This window comes from Noviherbaspirillum sp. UKPF54, from assembly GCF_007874125.1.
Taxonomy (GTDB): domain Bacteria; phylum Pseudomonadota; class Gammaproteobacteria; order Burkholderiales; family Burkholderiaceae_D; genus Noviherbaspirillum.
This window is the reverse complement of record NZ_CP040128.1, coordinates 2,430,287-2,446,384: the sequence shown is the minus strand read 5'-3', so window position 1 is coordinate 2,446,384 and position 16,098 is coordinate 2,430,287. Positions and strand designations below refer to the sequence as shown.

General features: G+C 60.8%; 17 protein-coding genes. 9 read left to right on the top strand and 8 right to left on the bottom strand.

Going from position 1 to position 16,098, the window contains the following annotated elements:
• Positions 1–110: 110 nt before the first annotated feature.
• Positions 111–1,175 (top strand): 3-deoxy-7-phosphoheptulonate synthase AroG, encoded by a 1,065-nt coding sequence (gene aroG, locus FAY22_RS11290; protein WP_146330295.1) that lies wholly within the window; start codon positions 111–113, stop codon positions 1,173–1,175.
• Positions 1,176–1,225: 50 nt separating this feature from the next.
• Here the strand turns inward: aroG and FAY22_RS11285 are convergent, their stop codons facing one another.
• Positions 1,226–1,858: a TIGR02281 family clan AA aspartic protease gene (locus tag FAY22_RS11285; RefSeq protein WP_146330294.1), complete on the bottom strand. Its 633-nt coding sequence runs from the start codon at positions 1,856–1,858 to the stop codon at positions 1,226–1,228.
• Between the two features lie 4 nt (positions 1,859–1,862).
• Positions 1,863–2,348 (bottom strand): YajQ family cyclic di-GMP-binding protein, encoded by a 486-nt coding sequence (locus FAY22_RS11280; RefSeq protein ID WP_146330293.1) that lies wholly within the window; start codon positions 2,346–2,348, stop codon positions 1,863–1,865.
• Positions 2,349–2,485: 137 nt separating this feature from the next.
• Here FAY22_RS11280 and murB point away from each other — a divergent pair, with 137 nt between their 5' ends.
• Positions 2,486–3,508 (top strand): UDP-N-acetylmuramate dehydrogenase, encoded by a 1,023-nt coding sequence (gene murB / locus FAY22_RS11275; protein ID WP_146330292.1) that lies wholly within the window; start codon positions 2,486–2,488, stop codon positions 3,506–3,508.
• 39 nt (positions 3,509–3,547) lie between these two features.
• Here murB and FAY22_RS11270 read toward each other — a convergent pair whose 3' ends face one another.
• From FAY22_RS11270 to argF, 3 genes are read right to left on the bottom strand one after another with little or no spacing between them, the layout of a single operon-like run.
• A complete protein-coding gene (locus FAY22_RS11270; protein WP_146330291.1) occupies positions 3,548–3,868 on the bottom strand; it encodes a pyrimidine/purine nucleoside phosphorylase in 321 nt (106 codons plus the stop codon).
• A gap of 23 nt (positions 3,869–3,891) precedes the next feature.
• The gene (argG, locus tag FAY22_RS11265; protein WP_146330290.1) at positions 3,892–5,229 is read right to left on the bottom strand and encodes an argininosuccinate synthase; all 1,338 of its coding nucleotides are present in this window, start codon (positions 5,227–5,229) and stop codon (positions 3,892–3,894) included.
• 33 nt (positions 5,230–5,262) lie between these two features.
• Positions 5,263–6,177: an ornithine carbamoyltransferase gene (gene argF / locus FAY22_RS11260; protein WP_146330289.1), complete on the bottom strand. Its 915-nt coding sequence runs from the start codon at positions 6,175–6,177 to the stop codon at positions 5,263–5,265.
• 176 nt (positions 6,178–6,353) lie between these two features.
• On the opposite strand from argF, the gene FAY22_RS11255 reads away from it, so the two are divergent.
• Genes FAY22_RS11255 through FAY22_RS11245 form a run of 3 tightly spaced genes read left to right on the top strand, consistent with a single transcriptional unit; the run spans position 6,354 to position 8,736 of the window.
• A complete protein-coding gene (locus tag FAY22_RS11255; protein WP_146330288.1) occupies positions 6,354–6,941 on the top strand; it encodes a GbsR/MarR family transcriptional regulator in 588 nt (195 codons plus the stop codon).
• A 52-nt stretch (positions 6,942–6,993) separates the two neighbouring features.
• The gene (locus FAY22_RS11250; protein ID WP_146330287.1) at positions 6,994–8,253 is read left to right on the top strand and encodes an SDR family oxidoreductase; all 1,260 of its coding nucleotides are present in this window, start codon (positions 6,994–6,996) and stop codon (positions 8,251–8,253) included.
• Positions 8,254–8,265: 12 nt separating this feature from the next.
• Positions 8,266–8,736 carry a DUF2269 domain-containing protein gene (locus FAY22_RS11245; protein WP_146330286.1) on the top strand — a complete coding sequence of 157 codons (471 nt, stop codon included), beginning with the start codon at positions 8,266–8,268 and terminating at the stop codon, positions 8,734–8,736.
• Here FAY22_RS11245 and rsgA read toward each other — a convergent pair.
• Genes rsgA through FAY22_RS11230 form a run of 3 tightly spaced genes read right to left on the bottom strand, consistent with a single transcriptional unit; the run spans position 8,733 to position 11,251 of the window.
• Positions 8,733–9,626: a ribosome small subunit-dependent GTPase A gene (gene rsgA, locus FAY22_RS11240; protein ID WP_146330285.1), complete on the bottom strand. Its 894-nt coding sequence runs from the start codon at positions 9,624–9,626 to the stop codon at positions 8,733–8,735. The two genes, FAY22_RS11245 and rsgA, sit on opposite strands and share 4 nt — an antisense overlap.
• Positions 9,627–9,629: 3 nt before the next feature.
• Positions 9,630–9,980, bottom strand: coding sequence for a 4a-hydroxytetrahydrobiopterin dehydratase (locus tag FAY22_RS11235; RefSeq protein WP_146330284.1), 351 nt, complete (start codon positions 9,978–9,980; stop codon positions 9,630–9,632).
• A gap of 11 nt (positions 9,981–9,991) precedes the next feature.
• Positions 9,992–11,251: a M48 family metallopeptidase gene (locus FAY22_RS11230; protein ID WP_146330283.1), complete on the bottom strand. Its 1,260-nt coding sequence runs from the start codon at positions 11,249–11,251 to the stop codon at positions 9,992–9,994.
• Between the two features lie 137 nt (positions 11,252–11,388).
• Between FAY22_RS11230 and orn the strand changes: the two genes are divergently transcribed.
• From orn to FAY22_RS11210, 4 genes are all read left to right on the top strand, one after another.
• Positions 11,389–11,976: an oligoribonuclease gene (gene orn / locus FAY22_RS11225; protein WP_146330282.1), complete on the top strand. Its 588-nt coding sequence runs from the start codon at positions 11,389–11,391 to the stop codon at positions 11,974–11,976.
• Positions 11,977–12,044: 68 nt separating this feature from the next.
• A complete protein-coding gene (locus FAY22_RS11220; protein WP_146330281.1) occupies positions 12,045–13,712 on the top strand; it encodes a peptide chain release factor 3 in 1,668 nt (555 codons plus the stop codon).
• A 350-nt stretch (positions 13,713–14,062) separates the two neighbouring features.
• The gene (locus tag FAY22_RS11215) at positions 14,063–14,638 is read left to right on the top strand and encodes a hypothetical protein (protein ID WP_146330280.1); all 576 of its coding nucleotides are present in this window, start codon (positions 14,063–14,065) and stop codon (positions 14,636–14,638) included.
• 123 nt (positions 14,639–14,761) lie between these two features.
• Complete coding sequence (locus FAY22_RS11210) at positions 14,762–16,096, top strand: TAXI family TRAP transporter solute-binding subunit (RefSeq protein WP_146330279.1); 1,335 nt, start codon at positions 14,762–14,764, stop codon at positions 16,094–16,096.
• The last annotated feature ends 2 nt before the right edge of the window (positions 16,097–16,098 follow it).

Sequence of the window (16,098 nt, the reverse complement as noted above, 5' to 3'; positions counted from 1 at the left end):
AAGCGGTAAGCGCACGAATAAAAGCCCAGACCGAATTCCTTGAAAAAACCGCCAGCGATGGCGGTTTTTTCATTTGTACAGCTTTGAACCCTACTAATCGGAGAGAAAACATGCCGCGCACCGACGATCTACGCATCCGTGAAATGAAAGAACTGACGCCGCCTTCGCATCTGATTCGCGAGTTTCCCTGTACCGACAAGGTTTCCTCGACCGTGGCCGACGCACGCACCGCGCTGCACCGTATCCTGCACGGCCAGGACGACCGCGTGATGGTGGTGATCGGCCCGTGCTCGATTCACGATCCGAAGGCGGCGATGGAATATGCGAACCGACTGGTCAAGGAGCGCGAGCGCTTCGCCGGCGAGCTGGAAATCGTGATGCGCGTGTATTTCGAAAAGCCGCGCACCACCGTCGGCTGGAAGGGCTTGATCAACGATCCGTACATGGACAACAGCTTCCGCATCAACGACGGCCTGCGCATGGCGCGCGAGCTGCTGTTGAACATCAACGAACTCGGCCTGCCGGCCGGCACCGAATTCCTCGACGTGATCAGCCCGCAATACGTGGCTGACCTGATCAGCTGGGGCGCGATCGGTGCGCGTACCACCGAATCGCAGGTGCACCGCGAACTGGCCTCCGGCCTGTCCTGCCCGGTCGGTTTCAAGAACGGCACCGACGGCAACGTCAAGATCGCGGTCGATGCCATCAAGGCGGCGTCGCAGCCGCACCACTTCCTGTCGGTGACCAAGGGCGGCCACTCGGCCATCGTGTCCACCAGTGGCAACGAGGATTGCCACATCATCCTGCGTGGCGGCAAGGCGCCGAACTACGACGCCGCCAGCGTCGATGCCGCCTGCAAGGATATCGCCAGCAACGGCTTGGCATCGCGCCTGATGATCGATGCATCGCACGCCAATAGCTCAAAGAAGCCGGAGAACCAGGTTCCGGTGTGCGCCGACATCGGCAGGCAGATCGCCGCCGGCGACAGCCGCATCGTCGGCGTGATGGTCGAATCGCATCTGGTAGGCGGACGCCAGGATCTCGTTCCGGGCAAGGAACTGACCTACGGCCAGTCCGTCACCGATGGCTGCATCGATTGGGACAGCAGCGTGAAGGTCTTGGAAGGCTTGGCGCAAGCGGTAAAACAACGCCGCCTGCAGGATCCGGATGCGTGATCGGACCGTGTGAAAGCAAAGGGCGCGTTCCGCGCCCTTTGCCTTTGCGGTCAATACCGCTTTGTCAATACCATTTGCTCGCCTTCGCGCCGCATTTCCATGCGATTCAGGAAGGACATCCCGAGCAGGATGAAAGGCAGGCCCTGTTCCTGCACCACCGCGTCCACATGGCTGACTTCGATGTCGCCGAGCTTGACGGTGTCGAGCGTGACGCGGTAGGCGGGCGCAGTGCCATTGGCAGTTTTCACGTAGCTTGGCTGGCCGTTCTTGTAGCTGACGCCCAGCCGCGTCGCTTCCGACGCGGGCAGCGCGATCAGGGTGGCGCCGGTGTCGAGCAACATGCGCACCGCGCCGCCATTGATTTGTCCCTGCGCCATGTAGTGCCCCTGGCTGTCGGGCATCAGGGTCACGCTGGCGCGGCCGCTCGACGCGCTGCGGCCCGCATGGTCGCCCAGCGCAATCGTTTGCCGCTTGCCGTTTACTTCGAGCGTGGCGCCGGAATTGTCGGCCGACAGCAGCTTGATGCCCGCCGCGATCGTGCTGTCGACCGCATAAGTCTTCGGTGCGCCGCCATCGATCACCAGCACGGCCTTGTTGGGAAAAAGGCCGACCACGCTGATGTCGGTGGCGTGCGCCGCACCGGAAAACAACGCGAACGCGCAGAAGAGGGCGGGCGCGCGCACGATGCTAGTCGCGGAAGTTGTTGAATTCGAGCGGCAGGTCGGTCACTTCCTTGCGCAGCAGCGCGATCGCCGCTTGCAGGTCGTCGCGCTTGGCGCCGGTGATGCGCACGGCGTCGCCCTGGATGCTGGCCTGCACCTTCATCTTGCTGTCCTTGATGATGCGCACGATCTTCTTGGCGGCATCCGACTCGATGCCGTTCCTGATCTTGATGACTTGCTTGACCTTGTCGCCGCCGATCTTTTCGATCTTGCCGAGGTCCATGAAGCGCACGTCGACGTTACGCTTGACCATCTTGCCGGTCAGGACATCTCGTACCTGGTTGAGCTGGAATTCGCTGTCGGCATATGCGGTCAGCTCGCGCTCCTTCTGTTCGACGCGGGCATCGCTGCCCTTGAAGTCGAAGCGGGTGGAGATTTCCTTGTTGGATTGATCAATCGCGTTCTTGACTTCGACGAGATTGGCTTCGGATACGACATCAAACGATGGCATGGCGACTTCCTCTTTGCTTCGTTGGTTTGCTGGAACGGCCCATTGCCGCTGCGGGCGGGCCGAGTTGCGATTCGATTAACAGGCCATTCTAGCGGACAAAAAACCGGGTGACTAGACTCGACTATAATCGCAGCCCTATGACTCTTCCTGTTCAGTACGAATTTTCTCTCCGGCCATTCAATACCTTCGGTATCGAGGCCAAGGCCCGGGCCTATCTGCGCGTGACATCGAACGATCAGTTATCGGCGGTTAAACGAGATGCGGAACTCAATGCGTTGCCGCGCCTGGTGCTCGGCGGTGGCAGCAACCTGCTGCTGACGCGCGATTTCCCGGGACTGGTGCTGCACATGGCGACAACCGGTGTCGGGATTGCCGGCGAGGACGCCGAGGCGACCTTTGTGAAGGCAGCGGCCGGGGAAAGCTGGCATCGCTTTGTGTTGTGGACTCTTGAGCAAGGGCTGGGCGGGCTGGAAAATCTGTCGCTGATTCCGGGCTGCGTCGGCGCCTCGCCGATCCAGAACATCGGCGCCTACGGCGTCGAGCTAAAGGACTGCTTTCATGCATTGACCGCGTTCGATTTCGAGACCGGCGAAACCTTCGTGCTCGACAAGGCGGCCTGCCATTTCGGCTATCGCGACAGCGTATTCAAGCATGCATTGCGCGACCGCGCCGCGATTCTCGACGTGACGTTTGCGTTGCCCAAGCAATGGCGGGCGAACGTGCAATATGCGGACGTGGCGCAGGAACTGGCGGCATGCGGAGTCACCGCGCCCACGCCTGGTCAGATCAGCGATGCGGTAATCGCGATCCGGACCCGCAAGCTGCCGGACCCTGCGCAGATCGGCAACGCCGGCAGCTTCTTCAAGAACCCGGTCGTGACCCAGCAGCAGCGCGACGCGTTACTGGCGGGCTATCCGAAACTGGTGAGCTATGCGCAGGCCGACGGAACGTTCAAGCTGGCTGCCGGCTGGCTGATCGACCAGTGCGGATGGAAGGGCAGGAGCCTCGGCTTGGCCGGCGTGTACGAGAAACAGGCGCTGGTGCTGGTGAACCGGGGCGGCGCGACCGGGCGCGACATCGCGCAGCTCGCCGCCGCAATCCAAGCTGACGTGCAGGCGAAGTTCGGCGTGCTGCTCGAACCCGAGCCGGTGTTCATTTAATCCAAAGAAAAAGGGCGATCGGTCGATCGCCCTTTTTTATCATGCCGCGACGAAGTGGCAGACGTAGTCGAGCGTTTCCAGCGTTTCGATGTCGAAGGTGGAATTGCCCGGGACGTTGAAGCTCTGGCCGCCTTCGTAGGTGGTCCAGCTCTCTTCGCCCTTCAGGCGGATGCGGCATTTGCCGGCATTGAGTTCCATGATTTCCGGTGCGCCAGTGTTGAAGGTCAGCGCGGAAGGGAAAATCACGCCGAGGGTTTTCTTGGTGCCGTCGGCGAACAGGACGGTGTGCGAAACGCACTTGCCGTCGAAGTAGAGATTGGCCTTCTTGACGACGGAAACGTTGTCGAATTGTGTGGTCATGGTATCCATGGGATGTCGATTGATTACTTGTCGCCGTTCTTGCCGAGGCGCGGCAGCGCCACCGACGAGGTGGTGCCCAGCAGACCGGCCTTGCCGTAGATGCCGAGCTTGTCGCGCGTATCGGTGATGTCCAGATTGCGCATCGTCAGCTGGCCGATGCGGTCCTGCGGCGTGAACGCGCCTTCGCCTTTTTCCATCGTCAGGCGTTCCGGCTGGTAAGTCAGGTTCGGCGATTCGGTGTTCAGAATCGAGTAGTCGTTGCCGCGGCGCAGCTCCAGCGTGACTTCGCCGGTGACGGCGCGCGCCACCCAACGCTGTGAGGCTTCGCGCAGCATGATCGCCTGCGGGTCGAACCAGCGGCCCTGGTACAGCAGGCGGCCGAGCTTGCGGCCGTTTTCGCGGTACTGCTCGATCGTGTCTTCGTTGTGGATGCCGGTGACCAGGCGCTCGTAGGCGATGAACAGCAGTGCCAGGCCAGGAGCCTCGTAGATGCCGCGGCTCTTCGCCTCGATGATGCGGTTTTCGATCTGGTCGCTCATGCCAAGGCCATGGCGGCCGCCAATGCGGTTGGCTTCCATCATCAGGTCGACGGCGTTGGCAAAGGTGATGCCGTTCAGCGCCACCGGCCGTCCTTCCTCGAAGCGCACGCTCACTTCCTCGCGCTTGACCTCGACATCGTCGCGCCAGAAGGCCACGCCCATGATCGGCTCGACGATCTTCATGCCGCTGTTGAGATGCTCGAGGTCTTTCGCCTCGTGCGTCGCGCCCAGCATGTTGGAGTCAGTCGAATAGGCTTTTTCGACCGACATCTTGTAGTCGAAGCCGGACTTGATCAGGAATTCCGACATTTCCTTGCGCCCGCCCAGCTCCTGGATGAAGGTGTTGTCCAGCCAGGGCTTGTAGATGCGCAGCGCCGGATTGACCAGCAGGCCGTAGCGGTAGAAGCGCTCGATGTCGTTGCCCTTGAAGGTGGAACCGTCACCCCAGATGTCGACCTGGTCTTCCTGCATCGCGGCCACCAGCATGGTGCCGGTCACGGCGCGGCCCAGCGGCGTGGTGTTGAAGTAGGTGACGCCGGCGGTCGAGATGTGGAACGCGCCGCTTTGCAGCGCGGCGATGCCCTCCGCTACCAGTTGTTCACGGCAATCGATCAGGCGCGCCTGCTCGGCACCGTACAGCTTCGCCTTTTTCGGGATCGCTTCGTAGTCGGGCTCGTCGGGCTGGCCAAGGTTGGCGGTGTACGCGTACGGAATCGCGCCCTTCTGGCGCATCCAGTGCAGCGCGGCGCTGGTGTCGAGGCCGCCGGAAAAGGCGATGCCCACTTTCTGATTGACGGGGACGGACTGGAGAATGGTCGACATGATATCTGCTTCGCTTGCTTGAAATGTGATTGATTAATTGAGCTTGCCCAGGACCAGGTATTCGAGCAGTGCCTTCTGTACGTGCAGCCGGTTTTCCGCCTCGTCCCAGACGACCGACTGCGGGCCGTCGATCACCTCGGCGGCGACTTCCTCGCCGCGATGCGCCGGCAAGCAGTGCATGAACAGGGCATCCGGATGGGCGCGCTTCATCTTTTCGCCATCCACGATCCAGCCGGCGAAGGCTTTCAGGCGTGCCGCGTTTTCCTCTTCGTAGCCCATGCTGGTCCAGACGTCGGTCGTGACCAGGTCTGCTCCCGCGCAGGCGTCGGCCGGATTGGCGAAGACGGTGTAGTTGATGTTGTCCTGGGATACCAGCGACGGATCGATTTCGTAGCGCTTGGGGGTCGATACGTTGACGTGGAAGCCGAACACTTGCGCTGCCTGCAGCCACGAGTACAGCATGTTGTTGGCGTCGCCCACCCAGGCCACAGTCTTGCCGGCGATCGAGCCGCGGTGCTCGATGTAGGTGAACACATCGGCCAGCACCTGGCAGGGATGATGTTCGTTGGTCAGGCCGTTGATCACGGGAACGCGCGAATGCTTGGCAAAACGGTCGATGATGTCCTGGCCGAAGGTGCGGATCATGATGATGTCGCACATGCGGGAAATCACCTGCGCCGCGTCTTCCACCGGCTCGCCGCGGCCGAGCTGGCTGTCGCGAGTGTTGAGGTAGATCGCCGCGCCGCCCAGCTGGTGCATGCCGGCTTCGAACGACAGTCGGGTGCGGGTGGAATTCTTTTCGAACACCATGACCAGCGTGCGATCGAGCAGCGTGTGATGGGGCTCGTAATTCTTGAACTTGCGTTTGATGATTCGGGTACGTTCGATCAGGTACTCGAATTCGTCAAGCGTAAAGTCAGAAAACTGGAGGAAGTGTTTGATAGCCATAAAAGGAAACGGCGGCCGGTGCTTGGCGCCTGCCGCCGTAGTTTTTGTAACTCGTTCAATTATATGGGTTTTGTACTCGGAAAGACAGCCTGCCTTGTCCGTATGCTTCGATTCCAGTTTCGCATTTCAGAAATTTCAGTATTGACTGAAATTTCTGATCGGTTTAGAGTAGCTTCATGGAACTGAAACCGATCGCGCAAAAATTCATTCTCCATTGGGGCGAAATGGGCACCCGGTGGGGAGTGAACCGTACTGTCAGCCAGATTCATGCACTGCTTTATATTGCAGGCAGGCCGATGCATGCGGAAGAGATCGCCGAAACGCTCGGCGTGGCGCGCTCGAACGTGTCGACCAGCTTGAAAGAGTTGCAAGGCTGGAAGCTGGTCAAGGTAGCCCACCTTATGGGCGAGCGGCGTGACCATTTCGAAACGTCGCTGGACGTATGGGAGTTGTTCCGTACTGTGGTGCGGGAGCGCAAGGAGCGCGAATTCGACCCAACTATCACGACGCTGCGCGAATGTCTGGCCAGCCCTGATTTGTCGCAAGAAGAGCGTGCCGCGCAGGAGCGCATAGCACAGACGCTTGCGCTGATGGAAACCCTGACGACCTGGGCTGATGAAATGCTGCGTCTGGAGCCGGCAACACTGATGAAGCTGCTGAAAATGGGCGCATCGGTGCAAAAGTTTGTGCGCGGAGAGGGGAAGACGTCGGCCGTGCAGCAGGATGCCGGCGATGACGGGCAGCCGCTGCTGCCGTTGCTGTAAGCAGGGCAAAAATTTTTGCCTGAATATTTCTGTTTTGACTGAAATTACAGAAATGAAAATACTTGTATGCGGTGCCAAAGGCTTTATCGGGCGCCATCTTTGCGCGGCGCTCGCCGCTGCCGGCCATGAGGTGGTGCGAGGCGTACGAGGCGCGACTGCGCCCGATGAGGTGACGATCGACTATGCGTGCGACCTGCGGTCCGACGCTTGGCTGCCGCGCCTCAAGGGCATCGATGCTGTCGTCAATGCAGTCGGCATCCTGGGTGAGTCCGGCGACGCGCGTTTCGAGGCAATCCACCGTGATGCGCCGGCGGTCCTGTTCCAGGCGTGCGCACAGGCCGGCGTCGCGCGCGTGCTCCAGATTTCCGCGCTGGGCGGCATGGAGGGGCGGGCGTCGACGCCATATATGCGGACCAAGCGTGAAGCCGATGCGCTTCTGATGGCTTCGCCGCTGGACTGGACGATCCTGCGCCCGTCGCTCGTGGTGGGCGTGGACGGTGAAAGCAGCCGCTTGTTCCGCACGCTGGCGAGCTTGCCGCTGATCGGATTGCCCGGGGCTGGCGACCAGCTTTTGCAACCGGTCCATATCGACGACCTGTGCCAGGCGGCGGTGCATATTCTGGCATCGGATAGATACGCGCGCCGCATCGTCGATGTGGTCGGGCCGCGACCGATGACTTACCGCGCCATGCTCGCGGCCTATCGCAAAGCGATGAAGCTGCGTGTGCCCGTATGGCTGCCGATCCCGCTGGGCGTCGTGCGGTTGGCGGCGCGCTGGGCGGCGAAACTGCCGCAGCGCGTGCTGACGCCCGATACCCTGCGCATGCTGAATGAGGGAAATGTGGGCGATCCGGAGCCACTGCGCGAGATACTGGGCCGGCCGCCGCTGGAGCCTGCACGCTGGTTTGCCGCGATTCCCGCCGAACTGTTGCGCTGGCAGGCGATAGCCGGCTGGATGTTGCCGCTGTTTCGCGTCACGCTCGCCGTTGTCTGGATCGTGACCGGCCTGCTGTCGCTTGGCCTGTATCCGGTTGCGGACAGCCTAGTGATGCTGGACCGGATCGGCCTGCACGGAACGGCGGCGCAAGTGGCGCTTTACGGTGCCGCACTGCTCGATTGCGTGTTCGGCATCGCCACGCTGGCCATTCCGCGCCGCGCATTGTGGCGACTGCAGATCGCGCTGATTCTCGGCTACACCGCCATCATCACGCTGTTCCTGCCGCAGTTCTGGCTGCATCCGTTCGGCCCAGTGCTGAAGAATCTTCCCATCCTTGCGCTCCTGGTCGTGCTGGATGCCTCCGAAACCCGTTAATCGTAGCCACTCATGTCCACCTACCTGATTTTCAAGACGCTTCATATCATTTCATCCGTCGTCCTGGTCGGCACCGGCCTCGGTTCGGCGTTCTACCTGTTTTGCGCCAACCGCAGCAAGAGCCTGGAGGCGCAAGCCGTGGTGGCGCGCTTCGTGGTGCTGGCCGATTGGATATTCACCACGCCGGCCGTCATCCTGCAACCGGTGACGGGCTTGGCGATGCTGTCGCTGGCTGGTTGGCCGGCGAGCACGCCGTGGGTGATGTGGTCGATCGCGCTGTATCTGCTGGCGGGCGCCTGCTGGTTGCCGGTGCTGTGGCTGCAGATCCGGATGAAAAGGATGGCAGACGATGCGCTCCGGTCCGGGGCAGCGTTGCCGGCCCGTTACTGGACCTATGCGCGCTGGTGGGAAGGGCTGGGTTATCCGGCCTTCGTCTCGATGGTGGCGGTGTACTTCCTGATGGTGAACAAGCCGGGATTCTAGTAGCCGATCTTTTGCGACGACTCGTGCAGGAGCTGCTGGTACAGCGCATGCCGCATCGGCGCAATCGTGTTTGCCTCGACCGCGGCCAGGACCGCGCAGCCGGGCTCGGTCAGGTGATGGCAGTTATAGAACCGGCACTTGCCGAGATGCGGGCCGAACTCGCGGAACGCCCGCTCCAGCATGCCTTCGCTCAGGTGATACAGACCGAATTCCTGGAAACCGGGCGAGTCGATGATCGCGCAGTCCGTTCCGATGGCATACAGGCGGGTGAAGGTGGTAGTGTGCTTGCCCGAGTCGAGCGCGGCGGAAATCTCGCGCGTGGCGATATCCGCATCAGGCACCAGCAAATTGATCAGCGACGACTTGCCCATGCCGGACTGGCCGATCAGGATTGACGACTGGCCGCGCATCAGCGGCAGCAGTGTTTCGCAGGCGGCATCCGGCGCGCTGCGCGCCGATACCTCATGGACCCGATAGCCGAGCGAGGCATAGAGCGCGACGCGTTCGCGCGCCTTGGGCAGCAACTCCGTCACGTCGGTTTTGTTGAGCACGATGTGCGCCGCGATGCCGGCGGCTTCGGCGGCGATCAGCGCGCGCGATACCAGGTCGTCGGAAAAACCCGGCTCGGTGGCGACGACGATGAACAGCTGCGTCACGTTCGCCGCCAGCAGCTTGGACTTGTACTGGTCGGAGCGGTACAGCAGCGTCTTGCGCTCGTCGATAGCTTCGATCACGCCCTGATTGGGTGACGTTTCCTTGATCCGGACGATATCGCCCACGGCAACGTCGCTTTTCTTGCCTCGTGTGACGCACTGCAGCCGTATCCCGTCGACCTGGGCCAGGTAATGCCGGCCGTGCGCCGCGATGATGGTGCCGATCTTTCCCGCCATCGGTCAGGCCGCGCGCTGGTGAAACACGGCGTCCACCTTGGCCGCACAAATGAAGTCGTTCTCGGAGATGCCGCCGCGTCCGCCGTTCACCGAATGCGTGTCGAACTTCACGACGCAGCGGTTATAGGTGACGGCCAGTTCCGGATGATGGTCTTCGGCATGGATCACGTAGGCGATCGCATTTACGAAAGCCAGCGTTTCGTAGTAGTTCGCGAAGCTGAAGGTCTTGGCGACCTTGCCATCCTGTAGCGACCAGCCGTCGACGGCGGCAAGATGCTCCTTGATCTGGGCATCGCTCAGGCCGGTATCCAGATGCCGGCATCTCTTTTTCAACAGTTCGTTGGCGGTAACCATGGTGTTTCCTTTTATCGGCCGGCAAGCAGATGCTGGATCCGCACGCTGGCTGGCGGATGGGAGTCGTAGAACGCCGAATGGAGCGGGTCCGGCGTCAGCGTCGAGGCGTTGTCTTCATACAGCTTCACCAGCGCTGCGACGAGGTCGGATGCCTCCGTATGCCGGGCGGCGAACGCGTCGGCTTCGAATTCATGCTTGCGCGAGGTGATCGACGTCAGCGGCGAGAGCAGGAAGGTGAACACCGGCAGTGCCAGCATGAACAGGATCAGCGCCATCGCGTCGTTGTTACCCAACAGCATGGGGTTGACGCCCAGGCCGGTGAAGAACCAGATTTGCGTCTTCAGGTAGCCTAGCAGCGCGAGAAAGCCGAGCGAGAGCGCGAACATGACGGCGATGCGCTTGATCACGTGCTTGAGCTTGAAGTGGCCGAGTTCGTGCGCCAGCACCGCTTCGATTTCCTGCGGCGCCAGGCGCGCCAGCAGAGTGTCGAAAAACACGATGCGCTTGGCTGCGCCGAAGCCTGAGAAATAGGCATTGCCGTGCGCGCTGCGCTTGGAACCATCCATCACGAACAAGCCTTTCGACGCGAAGCCGACGCGCTGCATCAGGCTCTCGATGCGCGCACGCAGGTTCTCGTCCTGCAGCGGCGTGAACTTGTTGAACAGCGGCGCGATCACGGTCGGATACAGCACCAGCATCAGCAGCTGGAATCCGCTCCATACGAACCAGGCGTACAGCCACCACAGGTCGCCGGACTTCGCCATCAGTGTCAGTATCACCCACAGGAGCGGCAGGCCGATGATGGTGCCGATGATGATGTTCTTGATCAGGTCGGTCACGAACAGGCGCAGGCTCATCTTGTTGAAGCCGAAGCGGGCTTCGAGCACGAATTGCTTGTAATAGTCGAACGGCAGGTCGATGGCCGCCGAGATGAATGCGAACGAGGCGATGAGCAGCAACTGGTACGCCATGCCGGGGCCGGTCAGCCTGAAGAGGTATTCTGAAAGCGCCTGCAAGCCGCCCAGCAGCGTGAAACCGATCAGCACCGCCGCGTTCACCAGCATCGTCAGCAATCCCAGCTTGGTCTTGGCAACGGTATAATCCGCCGCCTTTTGATGCGCATACAATGGGATCTTTTCGGCGAATTCCGCCGGCACCGCGTTGCGGTGGGCCAGCACGTGACGGATCTGGCGCGAGCCCAGCCAGAAGCGCACCAGCAGCGTAACAGCGAGAAAACCGATGAATAATACCGAAAACGCAAGTGAAGACATTCTGTGCCTGTGAGAAAATGGCTGGTTTTAGGTGCGGGCGCTCTTGCGCAATGGGACGGCACGGGCCGATGCCAGGCAAGACCGCTGCAAAAGCGTGCAGATTATCGCGCACCAATCCTTACCGAGGAAAATAAATTATGTCACAAGCTACCAATTCCAACGTTCCTGCCAACGCGCCCGCCCGGCCCAATGAATTCAACCTGATCTGGGTTGACATGGAAATGACCGGGCTGGACCCGGACAACGACCGCATTATCGAAGTGGCGGTCGTGGTGACCGACTCCGAGTTGAATGTGCTGGCCGAAGGCCCGGTGTTCGCGATTCACCAGCCGGACGAGGTGCTGGACCGCATGGACGCTTGGAACAAGGGCACGCATGGCCGGTCCGGCCTGATCGACCGTGTGAAGGCGTCGACCGTGACGGAAGCGGATGCTGAAACGGCATTGATCGATTTTCTCAAGCATTTTGTGCCGGCCGGTAAGTCGCCGATGTGCGGCAACTCGATCTGTCAGGACCGCCGCTTCATGGCGCGCGGCATGCCGAAACTGGAAACGTTTTTCCACTATCGCAACCTCGACGTGTCGACGCTGAAAGAATTGTGCAAGCGCTGGAAGCCGTCAGTGGCAAGCGGTTTCAAGAAACACCAGAAGCATACGGCGCTGGCCGATATCGTCGAGTCGATCGAAGAGCTGCGCTATTACCGCGAGCATTTCATCAAAGAGTAATTCCATTCTTGTGAGGCGGGATTCCGGCCTCACATTCAGATTCCGCTTTACATATCATCAAAAGCATCATGTCCTCCGCTCCAGATCTCCCGACCGCCGATACCGCCGAGGTCGCCTCCGAATCCCGCAAGGCTCCCGCCGAGCTGATCGCGCGCGAAGTCGCGCGGCGCCGTACCTTCGGCATCATTTCCCACCCGGACGCCGGTAAAACCACGCTGACGGAAAAGCTGCTGCTGTTCTCGGGCGCGATCCAGCTCGCCGGCACGGTCAAGGCGCGCAAGAGCGGCCGCCATGCGACTTCCGACTGGATGGAGATCGAAAAGCAGCGCGGCATTTCGGTGGCCAGCTCGGTGATGCAGTTCGAATACCGCGACCACGTGGTCAACCTGCTCGACACGCCGGGCCACCAGGACTTTTCGGAAGACACCTATCGCGTGCTGACCGCGGTCGACTCGGCGCTGATGGTGATCGACGCCGCCAAGGGCGTGGAAGAGCAGACCATCAAGCTGCTCAACGTGTGCCGCATGCGCGATACGCCGATCCTGACCTTCATGAACAAGCTGGACCGCGAGTGCCGCGATCCGCTGGAGCTTCTGGACGAAGTCGAATCGGTGCTGAAGATCCAGTGCGCGCCGGTGACATGGCCGATCGGCATGGGCAAGAACTTCCGCGGCGTGTATCACCTGCTGCGCGATGAAATCCTGCTGTTCAAGGCGGGCGAGGAACGCGCCGATCAGGAATTCGAAGTGGTCCAGGGCATCGACAACCCGCGTCTGGCCGAGATGTTCCCGCTCGAGATCGAACAGCTGAAGATGGAGGTGGAACTGGTGCATGGTGCATCGCATCCGTTCAACCTCGAGGAATTCCTTGCAGGTAAGCAAACGCCGGTCTTCTTCGGCTCGGCGATCAACAATTTCGGCGTGCGCGAAATCCTCAATGCGCTGCTGGACTGGGCGCCGGCGCCGCGCGAACGCGATGCGACCGTGCGCTCGGTGGCGCCGGTCGAGGCGCCTTTCTCAGGCTTCGTGTTCAAGATCCAGGCCAACATGGACCCGGCGCACCGCGACCGTATTGCATTTTTGCGCGTGTGTTCCGGCCGTTTCGAGCGCGGCATGAAAATCAAGCACCTGCGCCTGAACCGCGAGATCAAGGTATCGTCGGTCGTGACTTTCATGGCCTCTTCCCGCGAACAGGTGGAAGAAGCCTATGCGGGCGACATCATCGGCTTGCCGAATCATGGCAACATGCAGATCGGCGACAGTTTTTCCGAAGGTGAATTGCTGCAATTCACCGGTATTCCGTATTTCGCGCCGGATTTCTTCCGCTCGGTGCGCATTCGCAATCCGCTGAAGATCAAGCAATTGCACAAGGGCTTGCAGCAGCTGGGCGAGGAGGGCGCAGTCCAGGTCTTCAAGCCGGTGCATGGGGGCGACCTGGTGCTGGGCGCGGTCGGCGTGCTGCAGTTCGAAGTGGTGGCGTCCCGCCTGCTGAACGAATACGGCGTCGATGCGGTTTTCGAAGGCACCAGCATCAGCAGCGCGCGCTGGGTTACATCTAATGACAAGAAGGCTCTGGCGGATTTCGAAAAATCCTCGGCCGGCGCCAATGTCGCTTTTGACGCTGCGGGGAATATGGCTTATCTGGCAACTTCCGGCGTCAATCTCAAGCTCACGCAGGAGCGTTGGCCGCAGCTGACTTTCCATTCCACCAGGGAACACGCGGTAAAGCTGAGCTGATCTGTATTCTTGCTTCGCGGATTGATATGTTGCCCGCCAACATGGTCAATCCGCATTACTTTCCCTATTCCTTCTTACCTTTCTTACCGGCACACACTCCTCCTCGAGTTTGGGTCGCGTATCACGGTCGTTGCGCTTCTGTTACTAATCATTAGCGTATTAACATTAAGTTACCTCAAATTACTTGGCTTCTCCGGTCAATTTGCGTAATGTCAAATGAGCAAATCAACCGCCGCCTATACTTAGCGCACGCTTTTTTTAACCCATTCCCCTCGGATTTTCGCAGTGCAACGTCTGGATTCGTTGAATCCCGGATCGTCTAGCCGCAGTTACAGAATCAAGGAGTCCGCATGCTAACTGCCACTTATTCCCTTGTTGCTATTGCTGCAGAGCAAGATGTCGCGCACCGTTTCCTTCGCAAGCTGCAACAGCATGTCCGGAATATATGGCAGGGCATCCAGAACATCGATTTTGCTTTCCTCGATTCTGCGTTTGGCAAGCTTGTCGAGTTCGACGAGTTTTGCCGAAAGCGCAAGCTGACGGTGTATGTGATTCCCGCCCTGCGCAACGCGACACGCGAGGCCGATGCATTGCTGGCCGAACTCGATGCGCTGAGCGAGGCTGGCCGAATCCTGTTGCGCGACGTGCGTGAGCACCTGACCGAGGCATTTGCGGCGGGGCGCGGCACGCTGCACGAGATTTGCTCGGCAATGGAATCGTACTGCGAACGCTTGCATACGCGCCTGGTGAGAGAAGAAGAAGAGCTGTTCCCGATGCTGAGCCGCCTGCTGTCTGGGGAGGAATGGTTCGGGATCGCCGCCCAATTCCTGTCGGATGATGCCGATGCCGACGGGCGCAAGCGCTATCCGCTGCCGCAATTTCGCCTGCCGGCATCGCCTTCCATGCCCAACCTGACGGCTAATTAATTAGTGTCATTACCATTGAAGCTGGCGGTCTTGCCGGAGCAACAGGACGGCGTTGGCAGGCTTGCTATTGCTTAGTCGCACATTTCTTGGCATGGTGTGACCATGATTTCATTCAGGTCACGCATGCCGAAAATTCTGAAGTTTACCCAATTCTCGCTCCGCGATTTCCTTGTTGCCGCTGGCCCGGCGGCGCTCGCCATCGCGGTCACCTGTCTGCTGGCATACTGGCTGGTGGACCCGGCGCCGCCTTCACAGGTGACGCTCTCGACCGGGCAGGAAAATAGCGCCTACGAGGCGTTCGGGAAAAAATACGCCGCCGCGCTGGAGCGTTTCCACGTTCACGTCGCCTTGAAGCCGTCGCAAGGCTCGCAGGAAAATTTGGCGCGCTTGCACGATCCGGAGTCCGGCGTCGATATCGCCTTTGTCCAGAGTGGATCGTCCGAGCTGGAAGACGCGGAGCAAAAAGGCCTGGTTTCACTGGGCAGCTTGTTTACCGAGCCGGTCTGGTTGTTTCTGCGCGATGCGAAAAGCATCACGAAGCTGACCCAGTTGCGCGGCATGAGGATCAACGTCGGTCCGGAGGGGAGTGGTGTTCCGGCACTGTTTCGTAAGCTGTTGTCGGTCAATGGCGTCGAGCCGAGCGAGCTCAGGCTCGGGGCGCTGGAGAATACGCCGGCCACGGTGGAACTGCTGGCCGGGCGCATCGATGGCCTGGTATTCAGTTCGGCGCCGGACGCGCCGCTGATCCAGATGCTGCTGCAAACACCCGGCATCAAGCTGTTCGACTTTGCGCTGGCGGAAGCCTATACCCGGCGCTTTCCGTTCCTGTCGCATGTGGTGCTGCCGCGCGGGATCGTCGACCTCGGCCGCGACCTGCCGCGCAAGGATTATCATCTGATCGCGCCGACGGCTACCCTGGTGGCGCGCGCGGACTTGCACCCGGCCGTCGTCGACCTGTTCGTGCAGGCAGCGGTCGACATCCATGGCGGCGCCGGCTGGTTCCATCGAAAAGGCGATTTTCCGACCGCCAGCTACACCGAAATTCCGGTTTCGCGCGCGGCGCAGCGGTTCTACAAGGAAGGGCCGCCGCTATTGCGGCGCTATCTGCCGTTCTGGCTTGCCAATTTCTTCGAGCGCATGTGGGTGGTCGTGGTCGCGCTTGGCGCGCTGATCCTGCCTCTGTCGCGCATTATCCCGCCGCTCTATGTATGGAAAGTGCGTTCGCGCGTCTATCGCTGGTATGGTCAGTTGCGCGCGGTCGAGCAGGCGATCGAGGACGTGCCGCGCGAGCGCCAGGCGGACGTGTATCCGGCGCAGCTCAAGCGCCTGAACGACATCGAGGACCGGGTCAACCGGATCTCGATCCCGCTGTCGTTTGCGGACGAGCTGTACGGGCTGCGCAGCCATATCAATTTCGTGCGGCGGCGCGTGACCGGCCTGATGCGCGCGGAGCAGTGACG

Coding starts and splice junctions, on each gene's coding strand:
- FAY22_RS11245 (WP_146330286.1), top strand. CDS start 8,266: ATGTCCACCTACCTGATTTTCAAGACGCTTCATATCATTTCATCCGTC.
- FAY22_RS11210 (WP_146330279.1), top strand. CDS start 14,762: ATGCCGAAAATTCTGAAGTTTACCCAATTCTCGCTCCGCGATTTCCTT.
- FAY22_RS11230 (WP_146330283.1), bottom strand. CDS start 11,251: ATGTCTTCACTTGCGTTTTCGGTATTATTCATCGGTTTTCTCGCTGTT.
- FAY22_RS11255 (WP_146330288.1), top strand. CDS start 6,354: ATGGAACTGAAACCGATCGCGCAAAAATTCATTCTCCATTGGGGCGAA.
- orn (WP_146330282.1), top strand. CDS start 11,389: ATGTCACAAGCTACCAATTCCAACGTTCCTGCCAACGCGCCCGCCCGG.
- FAY22_RS11215 (WP_146330280.1), top strand. CDS start 14,063: ATGCTAACTGCCACTTATTCCCTTGTTGCTATTGCTGCAGAGCAAGAT.
- rsgA (WP_146330285.1), bottom strand. CDS start 9,626: ATGGCGGGAAAGATCGGCACCATCATCGCGGCGCACGGCCGGCATTAC.
- FAY22_RS11220 (WP_146330281.1), top strand. CDS start 12,045: ATGTCCTCCGCTCCAGATCTCCCGACCGCCGATACCGCCGAGGTCGCC.
- FAY22_RS11270 (WP_146330291.1), bottom strand. CDS start 3,868: ATGACCACACAATTCGACAACGTTTCCGTCGTCAAGAAGGCCAATCTC.
- murB (WP_146330292.1), top strand. CDS start 2,486: ATGACTCTTCCTGTTCAGTACGAATTTTCTCTCCGGCCATTCAATACC.
- FAY22_RS11280 (WP_146330293.1), bottom strand. CDS start 2,348: ATGCCATCGTTTGATGTCGTATCCGAAGCCAATCTCGTCGAAGTCAAG.
- aroG (WP_146330295.1), top strand. CDS start 111: ATGCCGCGCACCGACGATCTACGCATCCGTGAAATGAAAGAACTGACG.
- argG (WP_146330290.1), bottom strand. CDS start 5,229: ATGTCGACCATTCTCCAGTCCGTCCCCGTCAATCAGAAAGTGGGCATC.
- FAY22_RS11235 (WP_146330284.1), bottom strand. CDS start 9,980: ATGGTTACCGCCAACGAACTGTTGAAAAAGAGATGCCGGCATCTGGAT.
- FAY22_RS11250 (WP_146330287.1), top strand. CDS start 6,994: ATGAAAATACTTGTATGCGGTGCCAAAGGCTTTATCGGGCGCCATCTT.
- argF (WP_146330289.1), bottom strand. CDS start 6,177: ATGGCTATCAAACACTTCCTCCAGTTTTCTGACTTTACGCTTGACGAA.